At 71.1% G+C, this 21086-nt stretch carries 12 protein-coding genes and 1 pseudogene; 6 read left to right on the forward strand and 7 right to left on the reverse strand.

Annotated elements, in window-relative coordinates:
- The first annotated feature begins 475 nt into the window (after positions 1 to 475).
- Both IA22_RS34035 and IA22_RS0110100 read left to right on the forward strand, forming a co-directional pair.
- Positions 476 to 2883, forward strand: a pseudogene (locus IA22_RS34035) (RICIN domain-containing protein).
- Positions 2884 to 2957: 74 nt separating this feature from the next.
- Positions 2958 to 5309 (forward strand): glycoside hydrolase family 2, encoded by a 2352-nt coding sequence (locus tag IA22_RS0110100; protein ID WP_030123386.1) that lies wholly within the window; start codon positions 2958 to 2960, stop codon positions 5307 to 5309.
- Positions 5310 to 5365: 56 nt separating this feature from the next.
- Here IA22_RS0110100 and IA22_RS0110105 read toward each other — a convergent pair whose 3' ends face one another.
- Positions 5366 to 6193: a phytanoyl-CoA dioxygenase family protein gene (locus tag IA22_RS0110105; RefSeq protein WP_015575958.1), complete on the reverse strand. Its 828-nt coding sequence runs from the start codon at positions 6191 to 6193 to the stop codon at positions 5366 to 5368.
- Positions 6194 to 6403: 210 nt separating this feature from the next.
- On the opposite strand from IA22_RS0110105, the gene IA22_RS0110110 reads away from it, so the two are divergent.
- Positions 6404 to 7465: a LacI family DNA-binding transcriptional regulator gene (locus IA22_RS0110110; RefSeq protein WP_030123387.1), complete on the forward strand. Its 1062-nt coding sequence runs from the start codon at positions 6404 to 6406 to the stop codon at positions 7463 to 7465.
- A gap of 3 nt (positions 7466 to 7468) precedes the next feature.
- Here the strand turns inward: IA22_RS0110110 and IA22_RS0110115 are convergent, their stop codons facing one another.
- Positions 7469 to 8113, reverse strand: a complete 645-nt coding sequence (locus IA22_RS0110115; protein WP_014157884.1) for a CatB-related O-acetyltransferase — start codon at positions 8111 to 8113, stop codon at positions 7469 to 7471.
- Positions 8114 to 8352: 239 nt separating this feature from the next.
- On the opposite strand from IA22_RS0110115, the gene IA22_RS0110120 reads away from it, so the two are divergent.
- Positions 8353 to 9258, forward strand: coding sequence for a LysR family transcriptional regulator (locus IA22_RS0110120; protein WP_030123388.1), 906 nt, complete (start codon positions 8353 to 8355; stop codon positions 9256 to 9258).
- A gap of 85 nt (positions 9259 to 9343) precedes the next feature.
- Here the strand turns inward: IA22_RS0110120 and IA22_RS0110125 are convergent, their stop codons facing one another.
- Both IA22_RS0110125 and IA22_RS0110130 read right to left on the reverse strand, forming a co-directional pair.
- Positions 9344 to 12685: a LamG-like jellyroll fold domain-containing protein gene (locus IA22_RS0110125; RefSeq protein ID WP_030123389.1), complete on the reverse strand. Its 3342-nt coding sequence runs from the start codon at positions 12683 to 12685 to the stop codon at positions 9344 to 9346.
- Positions 12686 to 12857: 172 nt separating this feature from the next.
- Positions 12858 to 15293 carry a GH92 family glycosyl hydrolase gene (locus IA22_RS0110130; RefSeq protein ID WP_030123390.1) on the reverse strand — a complete coding sequence of 812 codons (2436 nt, stop codon included), beginning with the start codon at positions 15291 to 15293 and terminating at the stop codon, positions 12858 to 12860.
- Positions 15294 to 15602: 309 nt separating this feature from the next.
- On the opposite strand from IA22_RS0110130, the gene IA22_RS0110135 reads away from it, so the two are divergent.
- Both IA22_RS0110135 and IA22_RS0110140 read left to right on the forward strand, forming a co-directional pair.
- Positions 15603 to 17642: a prolyl oligopeptidase family serine peptidase gene (locus tag IA22_RS0110135; RefSeq protein WP_030123391.1), complete on the forward strand. Its 2040-nt coding sequence runs from the start codon at positions 15603 to 15605 to the stop codon at positions 17640 to 17642.
- A gap of 16 nt (positions 17643 to 17658) precedes the next feature.
- Complete coding sequence (locus IA22_RS0110140) at positions 17659 to 18390, forward strand: VOC family protein (protein ID WP_014157880.1); 732 nt, start codon at positions 17659 to 17661, stop codon at positions 18388 to 18390.
- A 42-nt stretch (positions 18391 to 18432) separates the two neighbouring features.
- Here IA22_RS0110140 and IA22_RS0110145 read toward each other — a convergent pair whose 3' ends face one another.
- Genes IA22_RS0110145 through IA22_RS0110155 form a run of 3 tightly spaced genes read right to left on the reverse strand, consistent with a single transcriptional unit; the run spans position 18433 to position 21009 of the window.
- The gene (locus IA22_RS0110145; RefSeq protein WP_030123392.1) at positions 18433 to 20334 is read right to left on the reverse strand and encodes a rhamnogalacturonan lyase; all 1902 of its coding nucleotides are present in this window, start codon (positions 20332 to 20334) and stop codon (positions 18433 to 18435) included.
- A 37-nt stretch (positions 20335 to 20371) separates the two neighbouring features.
- A complete protein-coding gene (locus IA22_RS0110150) occupies positions 20372 to 20710 on the reverse strand; it encodes a YkvA family protein (RefSeq protein WP_030123393.1) in 339 nt (112 codons plus the stop codon).
- 41 nt (positions 20711 to 20751) lie between these two features.
- Positions 20752 to 21009, reverse strand: coding sequence for a WhiB family transcriptional regulator (locus tag IA22_RS0110155; protein WP_014157877.1), 258 nt, complete (start codon positions 21007 to 21009; stop codon positions 20752 to 20754).
- Positions 21010 to 21086 lie beyond the last annotated feature (77 nt).

Here is a 21086-nt window from a genome sequence, read left to right on the forward strand (position 1 = left end):
CGCGGGACGCTCCTTGGCGAGGTGACGGCACGCGGTTCGGCGTGCGTCGGGCATGGCGGGACGATGCGTCAGCCGCTGGGCGGCAGATGACGCTGTATCCCTCGCGACCCCGCTTCGAGCTGCGGAAACGACGGTCGTGAGGGGCTTGTGCGGCCTCTCGGCGGCTCGGTTTACAACGTTATATAGGCGAGGCGCCGCAAGCGGCAAGAGAGTTGTCGATGCGTTTCCAAAATGTGTCGGCCGGAAGCGACCCCTCCCGCACTCCCGTCCGTCGGGCGCGATCGCACCAGGTGCTGCGCCACCCCTGGACATCGACTTGACCGCGTGCTGTCATACCGCCGACATCAGTTTTCCAACGTTGAAAGCATGTTGTCGTGTCCGCGGGCCGGACGCGGCGGCCTCCTTCGCCATGCGCCGGCCCCGTCCGGGCCGGTCACCCCCTCGTCAGGCCGAGCAGATGCGGAGTCCCCACACGATGCCCCTGAACCGCAGGCAACTCATGACCGGCGCTCTGGCCACCGTCGCCGCGACCACCTCGGCCGGCCGCTGGGCCACCACCGCGACCGCGGCCGAGGGCCTGATGGCCGCGGCACGGGGTGGCCACTACTCCCCCAACGCAGCGCCGCTGCACCCCACGGCCTTCCTGAAGCTGCCTCCCGGGCGGGTGACCGCCAAGGGCTGGCTCGCCGGGCAGCTCAGGCTCCAGCTGCACGGCCTGTGCGGCCGGTACGAGGAGTTCTCGCACTTCCTCGACTTCGAGGCGTCCGGCTGGGTGCGCCCCGACCGCGGCGGCTGGGAGGAGGTCCCCTACTGGCTGCGCGGATACACGGACCTGGCCATCGTCACCGGTGACACCAAGGCACTGGCCGGCGCCCGCCGCTGGATCGACGCGATCCTCACGACCCAGCAGTCCGACGGCTTCTTCGGGCCGAAGGCCCTGCGGACCTCGCTGAACGGCGGCCCGGACTTCTGGCCCTTCCTTCCCCTCGTCCAGGCGCTGCGCTCCTGGCAGGAGTACGACGGCGACACCCGGGTCATCCCCTTCCTCAGCAGGTTCTTCCGCTACATGAACGCCCAGGGCCCCGGCGCCTTCGACACCAGCTGGATCGCCCTGCGCTGGGGCGACGGGCTGGACAGCGTCTACTGGCTGTTCAACCGCACGGGCGACACCTTCCTGCTCGACCTCGCCGACAGGATCCACCGCTACGGCGCCGACTGGGGCGACAACCTGGTCGACCCGCACAACGTCAACATCGCGCAGGGCTTCCGCGAGCCCGCCCAGTACGCCCTGCGCAGCGGATCGCGGCAGGACACCCTGGACACCTACGGGACGTACGCCAAGGCCATGGACCGGTACGGCCAGTTCCCCGGTGGCGGCTTCGCCGGGGACGAGAACGCCCGGCCGGGCCACGGGGACCCCCGGCAGGGGTTCGAGACCTGCGGGATCGTCGAGTTCATGGCGAGCCACCAGTTGCTCACCCGGATCACGGGCGACCCGCTCTGGGCGGACCGGTGCGAGGAACTGGCCTTCAACTCGCTGCCGGCGTCGCTCGACCCGTCCGGCAAGGCGATCCACTACGTCACCAGTGCCAACAGTGTCGACCTGGACGACGTGCCCAAGCGGGACCGGCAGTTCCAGAACGGCTTCGCCATGCAGGCGTACCTGCCGGGCGTCGACCAGTACCGCTGCTGCCCGCACAACTACGGCATGGGCTGGCCGTACTTCGTCGAGGAGCTCTGGCTCGCCACCCCGGACGGCGGTCTGGCCGCGGCGATGTACGCCGCCGGCGAGGTGACCGCGAAGGTGGCCGACGGCACCGAGGTCACCTTCACCGAGGAGACCGACTACCCCTTCACGGACACGGTCACGCTCTCCCTCAGGTCCCCGAAACCGCTGCGCTTCCCCCTGGTGCTGCGCGTTCCCGCCTGGTGCACCGAGCCGGACGTCCGGGTCAACGGCCAGCGGGTCACCGCCCCGGCCGGCCCCGCCTTCCTCTGCGCCTCCCCCAGCGCACGGCTGTGCGCACCTGGACCGACAACCACGGCTCGGTGAGCGTGGACCACGGGCCGCTGACCTACTCCCTGCGCATCGGGGAGTCGTACGAGCGCATCGGCGGCACCGAGCGGTTCCCGGAGTACGCCGTCCACGCCACCACCCCGTGGAACTACGGACTCGTCCTGGACGGATCGCGGCCGGCGTACTCGCTGCGCCGCCGGTCCACCGGCCGCGCCCCCGGTGACAATCCGTTCACCCTGGACGGCACCCCGCTCGTCATGACCGCCCGGGCCCGCCGGATCCCCGAGTGGAGCGCCGACGACGAGCACGTGGTGGCACCCCTCCAGCCGAGCCCCGCCCGCAGCACCGCCCCGGTCGAGGAGGTCACGCTCGTCCCGATGGGCGCGGCACGGCTGCGGATCACGTCCTTCCCGACGGTGAGCCCCGACGGGACGCCGTGGCTGGCCGACGGCTGGTACCGGATCGCCAACCGCAACTCCGGCAAGGTGCTGGGTGTGGACGGCATGTCGACCGCGAACAGCGCCCACGTCGTCCAGTTCGGCGACACCGGGACCGCGGACCACCTGTGGCGCCTCGTGGCCAACGGCGACGGCTGGTACCGCATCCGCAACCAGCACTCCGGCAAGGTGCTGGGCGTGGACCTCATGTCCACCGCGAACAGCGCCCACGTCGTCCAGTTCGACGACAACGACACCGCGGACCACCTGTGGCAGCTCGTTCCCGACGGCGGCGGCTGGTACCGCATCCGCAACCGCAACTCGGACAAGGTACTGGGCGTGGACCTGATGTCCACCGCCGACAGCGCCCACGTCGTGCAGTACGACGACAACGGAACCGCCGACCATCTCTGGCAGCTGCTCCGATGAGCAGCCGCTTCCGGTACCGCTCCCCGCACCGGCCCGGCGCGGGGAGTCCTTCCCTCCATCGAGGAGATCCGGGAATGAAGTCAGCACCCGCACCACGCCGTCGCACCTTATGGAGACGGTTCACCGCCGGCACCGGCCTGCTCGCCCTGCTCGCCACCGCGCTGGTGGGTGCGAGCACGGCTCCGGCGGCCGCGGCACCCGCGGCCTGGACACCGAAGCCGGCCCCCATGACGACGCCCTGGACCAGCCAGGTCTCCGTCGACAACCCTCTGCCCGAGTATCCGCGCCCGCAGCTCACCCGCCCCGACTGGGCGAATCTCAACGGTATCTGGGACTTCGCGGTGACCGGCCGAGACGCCGGGCAGCCGGCGTCGTTCTCCGAGCAGATAAGGGTCCCGTTCGTCGCGGAGTCCTCGCTCTCCGGCATCAAGCGGAGAATCACGGAGAACGACAAGCTCTGGTACAAGCGCACGTTCACCGTGCCGTCGAACTGGAACGGCCGCCGCGTCGTGCTCAACTTCGGCGCGTCGGACTGGCAGAGCACGGTGTGGGTCAACGGCACCCAGGTCGGCGCCCACAAGGGCGGCTTCGACTCGTTCTCGTACGACATCACGCCCCAGCTGAACGGCGGCTCGAACACGATCGTCGTCTCCGTGTACGACCCGACGCAGACCGGCGGCCAAGCCGTCGGCAAGCAGCGCATCAACGACGTGAACCCGCACGCGGGCGGCGGCATCTTCTACACCGCCGCCTCCGGGATCTGGCAGACCGTGTGGCTGGAACCCGTCGCCGCGTCGCACGTCACGCGCCTCGACATGACGCCGGACCTCGGCAACAGCACCCTGCGGGTCAAGGTCCAGGCGGCCTCGGCGGGCGGCCGGACCGCGCGGGTCACCGTCTCCAGCGGCGGCACCGTGGTGGGTACGGCCACCGGGGCCCCCGGCACCGATCTCTCCGTCTCCGTGCCGAACCCGCGGCTGTGGAGCCCGGACGACCCGTTCCTGTACGACGTACGCGCCGAACTCCTCGACGGCACGTCCGTGGTCGACACGGTGGGCAGTTACGCGGGCATGCGCTCCATCGCCGTGGCGAAGGTCGACAACATCCTGCGCCCCGTCCTCAACGGGAAGTTCGTGTTCCAGACCGGGACGCTCGACCAGGGGTACTGGCCCGACGGCATCTACACGGCGCCCACCGACGCCGCGCTGAGGTCCGATCTCCAGGCGCACAAGGACCTCGGCTTCAACATGGTCCGCAAGCACATCAAGGTGGAGCCGCAGCGCTGGTTCTACTGGGCGGACAAGCTGGGCCTCCTGGTCTGGCAGGACATGCCGGCGATGGACACCGGCAAGACGCCTGACAGCGCGGCACGGACCCAGTGGGAGGCCGAGTACCACGCGGTCATCGACCAGCACCGCAGCTCGCCGTCGCTGGTCATGTGGGTGAACCAGAACGAGGGCTGGGGCCAGTACGACCAGGCCAGGATCGCGAACGAGGTCAAGGCGTACGACCCGTCCCGGCTGGTGAACAACATGAGCGGGGTCAACTGCTGCGGATCCGTGGACGGCGGCAACGGCGACGTGATCGACAACCACGTCTACGTCGGCCCCGGCAACACGGCGCCCACCGCGACCCGGGCCGCCGTACTCGGCGAGTTCGGCGGCCTGGGGTACAAGGTCCCCGGTCACGAGTGGTTCCCTGGCGGCGGTTTCAGCTACGAGGACCAGGCGAGCGTCTCCGCGCTGAACAACCGTTTCGTCGGACTCCTGGACGCCATCAGGATCGGCCAGCTGCCGGCCGGCCTGTCCGCCTCGGTCTACACCGAGATCACCGATGTGGAGAACGAGGCGAACGGGCTGCTCACCTACGACCGTCAGGTCGTCAAGGTGGACACCGCGCGCGTGAAGGCCGCCAACCAGGCCCTCATCCAGGCGTCGAGGACCCCCGCGCCACCGGTCACGCTGCCCACCGGGCAGTACAAGTCGCTCCGGGTCACCACCCCGGGCCACACGAACAAGTACCTGCGCCACTCCGAAGCGCTCGCCTACACCGCGGTCGTCGACAGCGGCAGCAGCGCGCTGCTGAAGAACGACGCCACCTGGAAGGTCGTCACGGGCCTGGCGAACAGCAACTGCTATTCGTTCGAGTCCCGCAACTACCCCGGCGAGTACCTGCGTCACCGGGACTTCCGGGTCCGCCGGGACGCGAGCGACGGCTCGGCGCTCTTCAAGGCCGACGCCACCTGGTGCGCGCTCGCGGGTTCGGGCGGCGTCCGGTTCTCGAGCGCCAATCTGCCCGGCAGCTATCTGCGCCACATCGGCTCGGAGGTGTGGCTGGCCACTCCCGGCGGCACGCACGCCTGGGACAACGCGGCCACCTTCACCGAGGACACCACCTGGGCCGTGGACGGGCCCTGGGCTCCGTGAGGTGAGCGACCCGGGCCCGGTGGCGCCCGTCCAGGCCGGCGCCGGGCCCGGACGCGTCACGCGTCGCCCATGACCAGGCCCTCGATGGTGTGCTTCTGGACGATGGGGGTCAGTTCCTCCACCACCGGGCAGTGCAGACGGGCCCGGACCCGCCCGGGCAGGGCCGCCCAGTAGCCCTGGGTGACGGCCATGTCGTGCTGGGCGTCGTTGCCCGCCCCCGGGGCGTCGACGCCCAGCACCAGGACCGGCCGGGAGTCGGCCGAGTGGTTGGCCGTGCCCCGGTGGACCGTCAGCGCGGAACGGGCCGAGATGTCCCCGCGCCGGGGGTACTTGCGCTCCGCCAGCCCTTCGTACCGTCCGTAGGTGTCACGGGGCGGGAACATCGCGTGGCCGAAGCGGGCGTCGTCGTCCCACTGCGTGCCCGGCGCGATCTCGAAGGGGCCCATGTCCTCGCGTGTGTCCACGGCGGTGAGGTTGAAGGCGAGGGACGTCAGCCGACGGCCGTTCCGGGTCTCGTCCGGCATGGGGAAGTCCCGGTGCCAGGGCTGGTTCACCGCACCGGCCAGCGGGACGTCGAAACCCAGCTCGACCACGCGGTAATCGGGCCCCAGCACCGCCTCGCACACCCCGCGCACCCATGGATGGTCCACGAGCTCGACGAAGCCGCGCAGCTGCTCCGGATGGATCTCGACGTAGTACCGGTGGGGGCCCCGGCCCACGGCGCCGCCCTCCCGGCCGCGCGCCTCGGCGAAGGCCGTCTCGATGTCCTCGCGCATCACGTCGGCCCACTGCGGGGTGAAGGCGCCCCGGTGGGCCGTGATTCCCGCCGTGTACAGGTCGTTGACGGCCTCTTGGAAGGGCGGGGCCAGGGCGGCTCCGGGCATGGCGGTGGTCCTTTCGTCGACGGGTCACGCGTCCGGCCGGCACGGGAGGGCGCGGTGCTCCTCGTCCGCGAGCCTGCGGACGCGTCCATGTTGCAACGTTGCAAGCAACGTGGCAAGAGTGTGCGCGCACCGTGGTGGGACCGGGCTGTTACGGTGCACGGGGCACGGTCCGCCGACCGCCCCGCACCCAGGGACAGGAGCTCACCGACCGTGGCAGCGAGGCTCAAGGACGTCGCCGCTCTCGCCGGCGTGTCCGTCCGGACCGTCTCCAACGTGGTGAGCAACGCCGCACCCGTCGCGCCGGCGACGCGCGCCCGGGTCATGGCAGCGGTGGAGGAACTGGGATACCGGCCCAACCTCGCCGCCCGCAATCTCCGGCAGGGGCGCACCGGGCTCATCGGGGTGGTCGTGCCCGAGATCCACTCCCCCTATTTCGGCGCCCTGGCGGAGCTCCTCATCGACGCGGCACGGGAGCGCGGCTGGACGGTGCTCCTGGAGCGCACCGGGGGACGCCCGGACCTGGAGCGGCGTCTGCTGGACGGTTCGGAGGGGCACCAGGTCGACGGGATGATCGTCAGCCCGTGGTCGACGTCCCCGGCCGAACTGGCCTCGCTCGCGGGCGGTCTGCCTCTCGTCGTCCTGGGCGAGCTGGCGCCGGACGGCGCCATCGACCACGTGGCCCTGGACAACGTGGCGGCGGCGCGGGACGCGGCCCGCCACCTGGTCGCCGGCGGCCGCCGGCGCGTCGCGGCGATCGGCCTGCAGTCGGAGCTCGGCCACGGCACGGCCGAACTGCGCGCCGAGGGCTTCCGGCAAGGACTGCGGGAGTCCGGTCTCTCCCCGGTGGCCGAGGTGGAGGTGGCCGATCTGCACCGCGGGGAGGGCGCACGGGCCCTCCGTGAACTGCTGCGCCTGCCGGGGCGTCCCGACGCGGTCTTCTGCTTCAGCGACGAACTCGCCCTCGGCGCCCTGCGCGTGGCCGCCGAGGAAGGCGTGCGGGTTCCCGAGGACCTGGCGCTGATGGGTTTCGACGACATCGAGGACGGCCGCTTCGCAGCCCCGTCCCTGACCACGATCGCCCCGTACCGGGAGCAGATCGCCGAACGCGCGGTGCAGTGCCTGACCGAGCGCGTACTGGGCCGGTTCGAGGCACTTCCCGGCCGCCGGATCGTGGTCCCGCACCGCGTGCTGCCACGGGAGAGCACCGGCGGCCCTGTCCCCCCGGGCGCACCGGACGGACCCGGCACACCGGACGGACCGGGCCGCGGCTGAACGTCACACGGCCGGTGCGGCGGCCTCCAGCTCGGCCGCGGAGCCCGTCATGATCGTCCGCACGTGCCGGGTGATGTGCTCCAGGGGCCAGTCCCACCAGGCGGTCCGCAGCAGCCGTTCGATGTCCTCCTCCCCGTGACGACGGCGGATGAGGCGGGCCGGATTGCCGCCCACCACGCCGTAGTCGGGCACGTCGTCCACGACCACGGCACCGGAGGCGATGATCGCGCCGTTCCCGATCCGCACGCCCGGCATCACCGTCGACCGGTACCCGAACCACACGTCGTTGCCGACCACGGTGTCACCGCGACCGGGCAGACCGGTGAGGAGGTCGAAGTGCTCCGCCCACGACCCGCCCATGATCGGGAAGGGGAAGGTGGAGGCGCCGTCCATGCGGTGGTTGGCACCGTTCATGAGGAACCGCACGCCCTCGCCCAGGGCGCAGAACTTCCCGATGACCAGCTTCTCCGGCCCGTAGTGGTAGAGCACGTTACGGGTCTCGAACGCGGTCGGATCGTCGGGATCGTCGTAGTACGAGAAGTCCCCGACCTCGATCAGCGGCGAGGTGACGAGGGGTTTGAGCAGCACGACCCGTGGCTGCTCGGGCATGGGGTGCACCACGTTCGGGTCGGCCGGTACCAGTGGCATCGCTCGGTGATTCCTTTCTCCGGGTATGTCTGCCGCGGGCCGGACATCCGGTCCCGGACACGAGGCTGCCGCAGGACGACGGGCGCCGTCACGGCCGGGTGTCAGTGCACGGCACGCCGCGGCCCTCCACCTCGTCATGGTTCCTCCCGCCGCAGGGAACCGGCGGACGTCCGTACACGATCGCGGACCCCGGGATCCTGAACAAGATCGGAATGCGAAAGTATGCATGAGCCGGGCTGATGGACGAGGGGGTGCCCGTGGAGCGGCTCGAGATCGAGATCTTCCTGGCCCTGGCCGAGGAACTGCACTTCGGGCGTACGGCCGAACGGCTGGGCGTCTCGCAGAGCAGGGTGAGCCAGATCGTCAAGGGCATCGAGCGTCGCATCGGCGCCCCGCTCTTCGACCGCACCAGCCGCCGGGTCGCGCTCACCCCGCTCGGCCGTCAGTTGCGCACGGATCTCGAACCGCACCACCGCGGGATCCAGCAGGCGGTCGGCCGCGCCACGGAGACGGCGCGCGGCCTCACGGGCCGTCTGACCGTCGGTTACACGGCGGCCTGGAACGGCAGCCTTCTCCTGGAGGCCGCCGACCGGCTCCGCACACATCACCCCGAGTGCTCGGTGGACATCCTGGAGGATTCCTACGGCGCCACCCTGCGGTCACTCCGCACGGGCAGGGTCGATCTGCATCTGGCCGAACTCCCCGTCGACGAGCCGGACATCGTCGTGGGGCCCACCGTGTGCACGGCGGCCCGCGCTCTCGCGGTTCCGGCGGGCCACCCTCTGGCCTCGCGCGACACGGTGAGCCTGGAGGACCTCGCGCTGGCGCCGCTGATCAGACCCGCCGATGTCCCGCAGGTCTTCCTCGACGCGCACTTCCCACAGCACACACCCGGTGGCCGCGCTGTCCCGGACGGCCCGGTCGCCAGGAGCTGGCAGGACTTCCTCACCCTCGTAGGAGCGGGCAAGGGTGTCACTCCCACCTGCGCCCTGGCGGCCGCGTTCTACACCCGTCAGGACGTCGTCCACGTCCCGTTCCGCGACGCGCCGCCGGTCCACTACGCGCTGCTCCGGTCCACCCGGCGGGCCGACGCCAAGGTCCACGCCTTCGCCCGTATCGTCATCGGGCTCGCCGCGGCCGGGTGAGCCGCGGGCACGGGAGACGGCCGGAGCTCCCGGCGGCGCGGGCCTGTGCGCGCGCCGCCGGGAGCGGGTCCTGCCGGGGGTCTCCTTACGGCTGGTCGCCGTCGTGGAGCGCGGTCACCTCCTGGTCGGTGAGCGCCTTGTCGTACACCTTCACCTGGTCGACCGAACCGTTCCAGAAGTCGACGTTGCCGCCCGACCACTTGGCGCGGCCGACGGACAGCGCGCCGGAGCTCACGTCGGCGGTGCCGGCAGCCGCGGTGGAGGCCAGCTTTCCGTCGACGTAGAGCTTGATCTCGTCACCGCTGCGCACACCGACGAGGTGGTACCAGTGGCCGAGCTCGGGCTTGATCTCCAGCCTGGCGCGGTGGGCGCCGGGGGTGGAGAAGGCGAACGCGCCCTGCCCGTACTGCAGGTAGAACGGGTTCTCCTGGCGCCGGCCGTCCTGGCTGACGACGGTGGCGTAGTTGCCCGGAAGCGCGTCCAGCGACGCCCAGGCCGAGACGGTGTAGTCACCGGTGGTGTCGACGACCGGGCCGTCGGTCTGCGCGTACTGGCCCTCACCGTTGAACTTCAGCGCCGAGCCCTTGACCCCCGGCGCCCAGGACGTGCCCTCGGAGAGCGTGAGGTCCTTGTGGTTGGGGCCGCTGTCGGCGGCCTTCGTGCCCTTGTTCTCGTCCAGGGACCACGCACCGCCGCCCTTGATCTCGTCGCGCTCGCCCGCCGCGGCACCGGCGGCGATGACCTCCTGGTTGATCTTCCGCACCTTGGCGGGGTCGACCTTGATCTCCCGTCGGTCGTACGTCCAGAGACCGTTGAGCTCGTTCTCCAGGTCGGTCACCTGGGTGTAGATCGAGCCGGAGAGCTCGGCGCGGGCCGCGTCCAGGTAGTACGTGCGGGTGTTGTCGACGTACTTCGCCGTCAGGGCGTCCTTGTCGGCGACGCCGCTGTAGATCGCGGTGGGGGCACCCGGCCACATGTTCCCGGGCATCCGCAGGGTGAAGCCGCCGTGCTCACCGTCCATCGCCGCGCGCTTCTCGTCGGGGAAGGCCGGGTCGGTGTTGTTGTAGTCGTGGTGGTCGATGATGTCGCCCTTGCCGGAGTCACCCTTCGAGTTGCAGCAGTTGACACCGCTGTGGGCGTTGACGACGCGGGAGGGATCGGCGGCCTGGACCTTCTCGGTGATCTTGCCGGTCTCGGTGCGGTCCCACTCGCCCCAGCCCTCGTTGAAGACGATCCAGGCACCGATCGACGGGTAGTTGTGGAGCTGCTCCATCATCTCGGCACCCTGGTCGAGGAAGGCCTTCTGGCCCTTCTCGCCGGTGATGTTGCCGGAGACGAAGTCCTGCCACACCAGGAGGCCCAGCTGGTCGGCGTGGTAGTACCACCGGGCGGGCTCGACCTTGATGTGCTTGCGGACGGAGTTGAAGCCGAGGTCCTTCTGCGCCTTCAGGTCGAAGACCAGGGCCTTGTCGCTGGGCGCCGTGTTCAGACCGTCGGGGTAGAAGCCCTGGTCGAGCTGGGCGAGGGAGAAGAACGGCTTCCCGTTGAGCACCAGCTTCTGGTAGCCGCCGACCTCGGCGACGCCGAAGGAGCGCATCCCGAAGTAGCTGTCGACGGTGTCCTTGGAACGCCCGTCCTTGAGGGTGACCTCCAGGTCGTACAGGTACGGGTCGTCCGGCGTCCACAGGTGCTGCTTGGCCACCGGGAGGCTCAGTTCGCCGTTGGCCGGACCGGTGACGGTGCCGACGACCTTGCCCTTCCTGTCACGCGCCACAGCCGTGACCTTGGCGGACTTCGAGGCGCCCTCGGAATTGACCGTGACCGCGAGCCGGCCCTTGTCGATGTCCGGCGTGGTCTTCAGGGAGTCGACGGCGGCGGGCGCGACGGGCTCCATCCACACGGTCTGCCAGATGCCGGAGGAGGCGGTGTAGAAGATGCCGCTCGGGTTGGCGGACTGCTTGCCCGTGGGCTGGTCGGCCCCGGTGGTGTCGGTGACCGCGACGACCACCTCCTGGGGACCGGTGCCCTTGAGCGCGTCGGTGACGTCGGCGCTGAAGGCGGTGTAGCCGCCGGTGTGCTCGGCGACCTGCTTGCCGTTGACCCAGACCCGTGCCTGGTAGTCGACGGCACCGAAGTTGAGCTTCAGCCGCTCGTCGCTGCCCCGCTTGCCGACCGACCAGCTCTTGGGCACGGTGACGAGCTTGCGGTAGAACATGTGGTCTTCGTGGCGCTCGAGCCCGGAGAGCTGGGACTCGACGGGGTAGGGCACGGTGATGCGCTCGTCGAGCGGCTTGCCGAAGACCGGCTGCTCACCGGCGGCGGCTCCCGCGAACTCCCACTGGCCGTTGAGGTTCTTCCAGTCGTCGCGGACCTGCTGCGGCCGGGGGTACTCGGGCAGCGGGTTCTTGCGGTCGACCCTGTCGCCCCACGGGGTGGTCAGGCGGTGCGTGGAGAGGTTCTTCGCCCTGCGGCTGATCTCCGGGACGGTCTCGTCGCCGTTCTTCAGGCCGCCCTTGCCGTCGTACGCGATCCGGACCTGCTGGCCCTTCTGGACGGCGGCGCCCAGCGTGACGACGAGCGCCTTGCGGTTGTCCGGCGCCCGGACGACGGACTTCACGGGCATCGGCGTGGTGTCCGCCTCGACCGTGAGGTGGTCCTTCACCTCCTTGACGCCGCTGAGTTCGTGGTCGAAGGTCGCCTGCACCTTGAGGCCGTTCCCCGCGACGCTCAGCGCGACCGGGTAGACCTCGAAGTCGGCGGGCGGGGTGAAAGCGGACTCGGGCACGATCTGCTTGGCGAGCTTCGCGCTGGACCAGCGCAGGAACATGTTCGCCCCGCCGACGTCCTGGAACATCTCCAGCCGGAACGTGTGCTGCTCCCCGGCCTTCAGGGAGACCGGAGCGCTGGTCTGCTCCTTGTCCCAGTCCGGCACCCAGTGGTCGATGACCGGCTTGTCGTCGATGAAGAGGCGGAAGCCGTTGTCACCGATGGCGGAGAAGGTGTAGTCGCCGGTCTCGGGGGCCGCGATCTGCCCCGTCCAGCGGGCGGTCGTGTGCTCGGTCCTGCCGGTGGCCGACTCGAACGCCCCGGTCAGACCGGGGAAGTTGATCTCCGGGTCGAGCGCGGTCGCGCCGAGTTCGGCGAAGTCACGCGCGCCCGGCGCGGACATGGCGAAGTACTCGCCCTTGAGTCCGTGCGGCTCGGTGGACGGGTCGTCCTTCACGAACGCCGGTGCCGCGGCGGCCCCTTCGGCAGGAGTGGCGGCGGGAGCGGCGGCCGCGGCGGTCGGGACCAGCGTGGCCCCGACCGGAAGCAGCAGGGCCGCCGTACAGGCAAGAGTTCTGAAAAGCGTGCGGGGGCGGGCTAGTTGTCGTATCAAGGCGTCGTCCTCGTCGAAGAAGCCGAAGTGCTCCGAACCGCGAAGCACTGCACATAGTCGAACATTGAGCCACAGCCTCAAACACCTGACAACGGTCGTGCACAGAGAATTTTCAACGATAGAAAAACGAGACCTCCTCCACGCCCCACGCAGGAGGCGCGGGGCCCGGCAGCCGGCGCCGTGCCGCCCACCGGGCCCCACCGCAGGGACAGTTGGGTCACTACCGCGGAAGACCCGCAGGTCCCGTGGCCCAGGACGTGTTCGGCGCCTCGGCAAGCCGGTAGGCCAAAGAACCTCCTCGGGTGACCAGTCGCGCGTCCACCCAGGACCTGTCGACCGCCCGTCCGTCCACCGTCACCGCGTCGATGTACGGATGTGTCGCATCGGCGGCCGGGGCGCTGATCCGGATGTCCCCGCCCTGGGACCGCTCCAGCACCGCGGAGGGGAACAGCGGTGTCCCCAGCAGCATGGCGGCACTGCCCGGTGTCTGCGGGTAGAGGCCGAGCGCCGAGAAGACGTACCAGGCCGACATCGTGCCGAGGTCGTCGTTGCCGGGCAGGCCGCGCGGTCCCGTCCCGTAGACCGTGTCCACGATCTCCCGTACGGTCTCCTGGGTCTTCCAGGGCTTGCCCAGCGCGTTGTAGAGCCACGGGGCGTGGATGCCGGGCTCGTTGGTCGGGTCGTAACGCAGCGCGTCCCCGCCCTTGACCGACCAGGAGCCGTCCGCCTTGTGGAAGAAGGCGTCCAGACGCTTCGCCGCCGTCTCCCGGCCGCCCATGGCCTCGGCCAGTCCCTGCACGTCCTGGGGGACCATCCAGGTGTAGGTGGCGCTGGTGCCCTGCGCGAAGCCCTTGTCGCTGCCGGGGCTGAAGGGGGTGACCCAGGAGCCGTCGAGGTTGCGCGCCTGGATGTAGCCGGTGGTACCGGCGCCGTCCCCCGCCCCGGGGTTGAAGACGTTGCGCCACCAGAGGCCGCGCTCGTCGAAGACCGCGGCCTCCTCGTCCCGTCCGAGCAGCCGGGCCCAGCGGCCGAGCGCCGCGTCGGCGACGGCGTCCTCGAGGGTCTCGGCGGCGCCGCCCCAGCAGTGGCAGACGTCCTGGGCCGCGTAGTGGGACTCCAGGTACTGGGCGAGGTTGGGGCGCTGGCCGGTGCACTGGCCGGGGCATCCCGCGTCGGAGAGGCCGTCCGGATGGGGCACCGTGGCCTGGCGGGCCAGGGATTCGAAGGCGCCCTCGTAGTCGAAGTTGCGTACCCCCATCGCGTAGAACGTGGCGAGCGTGGCGGCGGTGGGATCGCCGGTCATCACGTGCGTCGCTCCGTTGACGTGCACCCAGCGGTCCCAGACGCCGTCGTTCTGCCGGGCGAAGTTGTAGAGCGACTGGGCGAAGTCGCCAGCGATCCTCGGTTTGAGGAGGGCGAGGAGCTGGATCTGGGCGCGGTACTGGTCCCAGCCGGAGAAGTTGCTGTACTGCGCCTTCTGACCGCGCGTGACGCGGTGCGGCTTCCCCTCCATGCCGGGGTAGCGGCCGTCCCTGTCGCTGATCAGGTTCGGCTGCATCAGCGAGTGGTAGAGCGCGGTGTAGAACGTGGTGCGCTGCGCCTCGCTGCCTCCGCCGACGCGTGCGGAGGACAGCTCCCGGTCCCAGGCGGCGGATCCTGCCCGGGCCACGTCGTCGACGCTCGCCCTCGGCGTGATCTCCTGGCGGAGGTTGGCCTCGGCTCCGGCCCGGCTGACGTAGGAGATCCCGATCCGCATACGGACGTCGTCGTCGGCCGTGGTGTGGAAGCCGACCCAGCCGCCGGAACCGCGCCCGGCGCGGTCCGCCCCGGTGGCGTACCCCTCGCCGCCGCTGCCGCTGGTGGCGCCCGGTGCGAGGGTGCCGTCACGCCAGGTGCCGGTGGTGGAGAAGGCACGGTCGAAGGAGGCGCTGAAGTAGAGCCGGTAGTAGCTCTTGCGGTTGTTGGTACCGCCGTTGGCGCGCCTGCCGCAGAAAGCACCGGTGAGCACCGAGCCGGTCACCTTGCGGTGGGCGGTGTCGATCTCGATCTCGGCGTCCTCGCTGCCGTTGAGGGAGTTGGACACCCGGAAGAGCAGGTTGGCGGGCTTGTCCGCGGGGAAGCTGAAGTCGGCCACACCCGCGCGTTCGCTCACGGCCAGGTCCGCGGTGGCTCCGGAGTCCAGTCCGACGGTGTAGCGGCCGGGCACCGCGCGCTCGTCGTCGTGGGAGAAGCCCGACGCGTAGACGGCGTCCTTGGTGTCGGCGGACGGCGAGGACGTCACGTCGCCGACGAACGGCATGATCGGCACGTCACCCGCGGCCCCGGGGTTGCACCCGGCCCCGTTGACATGGGTGAGGCTGAGCCCGCGCATCCGGGTCACCCCGTACTCGTAACCGTTGGCCGCGCCGGTGCTCGTCTGGTCGCCCGTGGTACTGGTCGGCGACCACGCCATCATGCCGTACGGGCGGACGGCGCCGGGGTAGGTGTTGCCGCCGTTCGCCGTGCCGATCATCGGGTCCACGTACGCGGTGGGGCGGGTGACGAGGGCCTCGGCCTGGGCGGCCGGCGGGGTGACGGCTCCGGCGAGCACTCCGGCGAGGACGATCGCGGCGGCCCGTGCGGCGTGACGCCGGGCCGGGGACGGTCTGGAGGGCATGTTCTCGGATACCTCCGACTGAGAGGGGGACAACGTTGTCAACACCGTCCGGACAGCGGCGTCGGCCACGTTGATCGATTCGCGGCCGAGCGTAGGTGCCCGGGGCGTGCGAGGGAATGCCGCGGACGGATCCGACCGGTGAACGAGTGGTGAACGCGGGTCGCGGCCCTTCGTCCGACGCGGGTCCCGGCCCTTCCTCCGACGTGGGGTCGGGCCGGGCGGCCGGCCGCCCCCCGCCCCTCGGCCCGGCGTCGCGTGGAGGCGGGCCACGGGGGCAAGCGGTCCTGCCGGGCTCCGGGGACAGGCACAATGCGGGGTGTGACCGATGACGACCCGTACCTGTGGCTGGAAGACCTCGAGAGCGAGGCCGCTCTCGCCTGGGTGGCCGAGCGGAACGCCGAGACGAGGGCCGCGCTGGCCGACGGGGCGGGGTTCGCCTCCCTGAAGCAGAGCCTGCGGGAGGTGCTGGACGCCTCGGACCGCATCCCCTACACGGTCCGGCGGGGCGCGTACCTCTACAACTTCTGGCAGGACGCCGGACACGTACGCGGCGTATGGCGGCGTACGGCGCTGGAGCAGTACCGCAAGGACTCCCCCGAGTGGGAGGTCCTCCTCGACGTCGACGCGCTCGCCACCTCGGAGGACGAGAAGTGGGTGTGGGCCGGCGCGCGGGTGCGCCACCCGGATCACGACCGGGCGCTGGTGCACCTGTCCCGCGACGGTGGTGACGCCACGGTGGTGCGCGAGTTCGACCTCGCCGGCCGGGCCTTCGTCCAGGACGGGTTCCAGGTGGAGGAGGCGAAGACCCGGGTCGGGTGGATCGACGCCGACACGGTCTTCCTGGGCACGGACTTCGGGCCCGGCTCGATGACCGGCGCCGGCTATCCGCGCACGGTACGCCGGTGGCGGCGCGGCACCCTGCCGGGCGAGGCCGAGCCGGTCTTCGAGGCGGAGACCACGGACGTGTCGGCCTGGGGAGCGCACGACACCACACCCGGCTTCGAACGCAGCTTCGTCGGCCGGGCGATGGACTTCTACCGCGACGAGACCTACCTCCTGGCCCCCGACGGCGCACGCATCAGGATCGACGTCCCCGACGACGCCTCCGCCTACGCCCACCGCCGCCACCTGATCGTCACCCTGAGGTCCGAGTGGCTGGGGCAGCCGGCGGGCTCCCTGCTGGCGTTCGGCTTCGACGCGTTCCTGGCGGGTGACCGCACCCCCGAGGTGCTGTTCACCCCCGACGGGCGGACGGCGCTGGCCGGGCACTCGTGGACCCGCCACCATCTGATCCTGGAGACGATGCACGACGTCAGCACCCGGATCGAGGTCCTCACCCCGGGTTCCGACGGGGCCCCCTGGGCCCGCAGGCCGCTCGCGGACGTCCCGGCACTGTCCGACGGCAGTGTCGTGGACACGGACCCGGACGTCTCCGACGAGTACTTCCTGAACGTGTCCGGCTTCCTCCAGCCCTCCACCCTGTACCACGGGCACATCGGCGGCGCGGACACCACGGACGTCCTCAAGCAGGCCCCGCCCCGCTTCGACGCCGCCGGCCTGACGGTGCGGCAGTTCTTCGCGGCTTCCCTGGACGGCACCCGGGTCCCGTACTTCGTGATCGGCCCCGACCACTCCCGCACCGGCCCGGGACCCACCCTGCTCCACGGCTACGGCGGCTTCGAGGTCTCGCTCACCCCCTTCTACGACGCGGTGGCCGGCCGCGCGTGGCTGGAGCGCGGCGGCACCCACGTCATCGCCAACATCCGGGGCGGCGGCGAGTACGGACCGCAGTGGCACCAGGCCGCGCTCCGCGCCGGACGGCCGCGTGCGTACGAGGACTTCGCGGCCGTCGCCGCCGACCTCGTCACACGGGGTGTCACCACCCCGGCGATGCTGGGCGCCGAGGGGGGCAGCAACGGCGGTCTCCTCATGGGCGCCATGCTCACCCGCTACCCGGAGCTGTTCGGTGCGGTCGTCGCCCATGTGCCGCTGCTGGACATGCTGCGTTTCCACCGGCTCCTCGCCGGGGCGTCCTGGACCGCCGAGTACGGGGACCCGGACGACGCCGCCGATCTGCCGCACCTGCGGGAGCTCTCCCCGTACCACCGGCTCACGGCGGACCGGGTCTATCCTCCGGTCCTGCTGACGACCTCCACCCGCGACGACCGCGTCCACCCCGGACACGCCCGCAAAGCGGCCGCACGGCTGCGGGAGCTCGGCCACCGCGTCCTGTTCCACGAGAACACCGGCGGCGGCCACTCGGGCGCCGGCGACAACGAACAGGCCGCCCACAACGAGGCCCTGATGTACACCTTCCTGTGGCAGCACCTCTCCCCGCCGAACCCCTGAGACCCCGGAGGGCGCGATGATCCGCTGGACGTACGCATTCCTCGACCGGCCCGCGGCGACCGTCGACCGCGCGACGGCCTTCTGGGCCTCGGTCACCGATACCCGCGCCTCCGAACCGTGGGGGGACGAGGGCGAGTTCACGTCGCTGGTCGCCGAGGGGGCCGACACCTGTCTGGTGACGCAGGCCGTGGGCGGGCCGGGCGGTGCGCACCCGGACCTCGCGGTGGAGGACATGACCGCCTTCACCGGGCGGGCGACGGAGCTCGGCGCCGTCGTCCGGGCCCGCCGGCCGGAGCTGACGGTCCTGCGCTCGCCGGCCGGCCAGCCGTTCTGTCTGGTGCCCTGGCGCGGGCAGCGGTCCGTCCCGCCGGTGGTCACCGGCCCCGGCGGGGTGCGCAGCCGGGCGGACCAGATCAGTCTGGACGTGTCACCCGACGCCTTCGACGCCGAGGTCGGTTTCTGGGTGGAGCTGACCGGCTGGGACGCGTCCCCCGGTGAGCACGCGGAGTTCCACGTACTGCGCCCGGCCCTCGGTCTGCCGGTCCATCTGATCGTCCAGCGTCTGGACGCGCCGCGTCCCGCCTCCGCCCATCTGGACGTGGCCTGCCCGGATCTGGAGGCCGGCCGGACGTGGCACGAGGCCCACGGCGCGGAGTTCGTCGGCCGGGGTGACGCCTGGCTGGTGATGCGGGATCCCTCGGGCGGCGTCTACTGCCTCACCCGGCGCGACCCGGAGACCGGCGAGTAGGGTCGCCGGTCTCCGGGGCGCCGTGGTGTCGCGACGTCCGCGCTACGGCGTGGTGATGCTCGGCCGGGACGCGGTGGGCGCCCCGCTGCCGATGGCGAAGCTGGGGTGCGGGGGCTGGTTGTAGGCCGTGTTCTGCCAGGCCAGCGCGGTCCGGTACATGGTGTCGTGCAGCAGTGTGGTGATCCTGGTGCCGGTCTCGTACGGCGTGGAGTAGATCCGCAGGGCCGTGTTGTTGCTGGTCGGCCACACGACCTCCTCGCGCCAGTCGCCGAACAGGTCGCCGGAGATCGCCGGGGTGGCCTTGGTGCCGTTGTTGGAGTGGACCGAGGCCCCGGTCAGCAGGCGGGTGTCGGACGACGTGCCGTACTTGTCGATGTGGGTGCCGTCGAGGAGTTCCCGGGTGGTGTCGCCGTCCCACCAGGACAGGAAGTTGGAGCTGGACGGCTTGCGGCTGGTGACCACGTCTCCCTTGGGGCCGCGTACACCGGAGACCGCCGAGGACCAGGACTCGGCACCGGCGCTGCCGGCCCAGATGTCGCCGGAGACCCCGCGTCCGTTGTCCCCGCTCGCCGGCGTCGACCAGAGGATCTGCCCGGTCTTCGCGTCCGCCATCCACGAGGACGGCTTCGAGCCGTCCTCGTCGACCTTGAACTCCTCCAGGCCCGCCCTGGACGGATCGAGGTCACCGACGTGCATGGCGTCGCCGTGGCCGTTCTTCGTGGTCCACAGTCCGCTGCCGTTGTCGTCCACGGCCATGGCGCCGTAGATGATCTCGTCCTTGCCGTCCCCATCGGCGTCGGCGACGGAGAGCTGGTGGTTGCCCTGGCCGTCGTAGCCCTTGCCGGAGTTCGTCGAACTGTTCGTGTCGAAGGTCCAGCGCCGAGTGAAGGCGCCGCTCCTCCAGTCCCACGCGGCGATGACGCTCCGCGTGTAGTAGCCGCGCGCCATGATCAGGGAGGGCCGGGCGCCGTCCAGATAGGCCGTGCCGGCGAGGAAGCGGTCGACCCGGTTGCCGTACGAGTCGCCCCACGAGGACACCGTGCCGCGTGCGGGGACGTAGTCGACGGTGCCCATCGCCGCACCGGTCCGTCCGTTGAACATCGTCAGGAACTCGGGCCCCGACAGGATGTATCCGGAGGAGTTGCGGTAGTCGGCGGAGGAACTGCCGATGACCTTCCCGGCACCGTCCACGCTGCCGTCGGCCGTCTTCATGGCGACCTCGGCCTGGCCGTCGCCGTCGTAGTCGTACACCTGGAACTGGGTGTAGTGGGCGCCGGAGCGGATGTTGCGGCCGAGGTCGACCCGCCAGAGCCGGGTGCCGTCGAGCTTGATCCCGTCGACGATCGTGTTGCCCGTGTAGCCGGACTGGGAGTTGTCCTTGGCGTTGGTGGGCTGCCACTTGAGGACGAAGTCGAGGGCGCCGTCTCCGTCCAGGTCCCCGACGGACGCGTCGTTGGCCTCGTAAGTGTAGGCGACACCGTCGGGCGTCGTCCCGCCCGCGGGCGGGCTGATCGGTACGTCCTTGTAGCCGGCGCGGAACTGGATCGCGTGCACGGAGTCGCCCTGTTCCACCCCGCCGACGACCGCGCGGACCGTGTAGTCGGCGGTGGCGGGCGCGCCGGAGTGGAAGTAGTTCGTCGAGGCGGTCACCGGCGAGGCGTTGACCTTGGTGCCGGCCCGGTAGACGTTGAACGCCACGTTGTCGGGGTCGGTACCCAGCCAGCGCCAGCTGACGAGGTTGCCGCTGTCGGTGTGGACGCTCACGACGCCGCGGTCCAGCGCCTCGGCCTGCCGTGCGGTGGCGGCCTGCGAGACGGGGCCGAGCGCGAGGAGCCCGCCGGCGGCGAGCAGTCCCGCGGCCAGAGCGCCGGCCAGCGCGCGGGTGCGGGAGGTACGGCGTCTGCGGCAAGGGCGGGAAGGGGGCTGGGGAAGCAGAGGCTCCACGAGAGGCACCTTCTGGCAGGGGACGGCTTACGTCCCCTCAGTTGCTGCCCGACGCGGAAAGGTTGCCGCCGGATTCCGTTCCGGTCGCGGCCGGCTTCCCCCGCCCCGCGCCGGCCGCGTGCGCCGCGGAGTGCAGCGAGCGCAGGGCGAGCAGCAGGAAGCCTATGTCGTCGAGGTAGACGGGGTCCGGCAGGAGATCGACGGGAGACACGGTGTAGATCACCGCAGCCCACACGAGCGCCTTGTTGTGCAGGGGGACGCCCGCGTCGACGAGCAGCTTCCTGGCCCGGATCACGCGGACCAGCAGGACGGCGGCGGTACCCGCCATGAGCAGGACCGCGACCGCCCCGACGACGAGCCAGACCGAGACGTCCACCGCTCACCGTCTTCTTTCGGGGCGCCCTGCGCCCGGCGCCGTCATCCGTGGCTCCTGGCCTGCTGACGGGCGCGGCGGCGCTTCAGGGCACGGCGTTCGTTCTCGTCCATGCCGCCCCACACCCCCGAGTCCTGCCCGTTCTCCAGGGCCCAGTCCAGGCACTGTTCCCGCACGGGGCAGGTACCGCAGACGGCCTTGGCCTCCTCGGCCTGGACGAGTGCCGGGCCGGTGCTGCCGATGGGGAAGAAAAGGTCGGGGTCCTCTTCGCGGCACGCCGCGTGCATGCGCCAGTTGTCCATGACTCTCACTCCTTCACACTGAACGGTCCGTCGGTCTCCGCCGGACACCACGTCGTCTCCGGGCTCCGTAGGTCCAC

The organism is Kitasatospora papulosa (assembly GCF_000717245.1).
Classification (GTDB): domain Bacteria; phylum Actinomycetota; class Actinomycetes; order Streptomycetales; family Streptomycetaceae; genus Streptomyces; species Streptomyces papulosus.

What these genes read in the sequence shown, in the direction of transcription:
- IA22_RS0110135 (WP_030123391.1), top strand. Translation starts at nt 15,603, where the DNA reads ATGCGGGGTGTGACCGATGACGACCCGTACCTGTGGCTGGAAGACCTC.
- IA22_RS0110105 (WP_015575958.1), bottom strand. Translation starts at nt 6,193, where the DNA reads ATGCCCGGAGCCGCCCTGGCCCCGCCCTTCCAAGAGGCCGTCAACGAC.
- IA22_RS0110100 (WP_030123386.1), top strand. Translation starts at nt 2,958, where the DNA reads ATGAAGTCAGCACCCGCACCACGCCGTCGCACCTTATGGAGACGGTTC.
- IA22_RS0110120 (WP_030123388.1), top strand. Translation starts at nt 8,353, where the DNA reads ATGGACGAGGGGGTGCCCGTGGAGCGGCTCGAGATCGAGATCTTCCTG.
- IA22_RS0110130 (WP_030123390.1), bottom strand. Translation starts at nt 15,293, where the DNA reads ATGCCCTCCAGACCGTCCCCGGCCCGGCGTCACGCCGCACGGGCCGCC.
- IA22_RS0110155 (WP_014157877.1), bottom strand. Translation starts at nt 21,009, where the DNA reads ATGGACAACTGGCGCATGCACGCGGCGTGCCGCGAAGAGGACCCCGAC.
- IA22_RS0110140 (WP_014157880.1), top strand. Translation starts at nt 17,659, where the DNA reads ATGATCCGCTGGACGTACGCATTCCTCGACCGGCCCGCGGCGACCGTC.
- IA22_RS0110115 (WP_014157884.1), bottom strand. Translation starts at nt 8,113, where the DNA reads ATGCCACTGGTACCGGCCGACCCGAACGTGGTGCACCCCATGCCCGAG.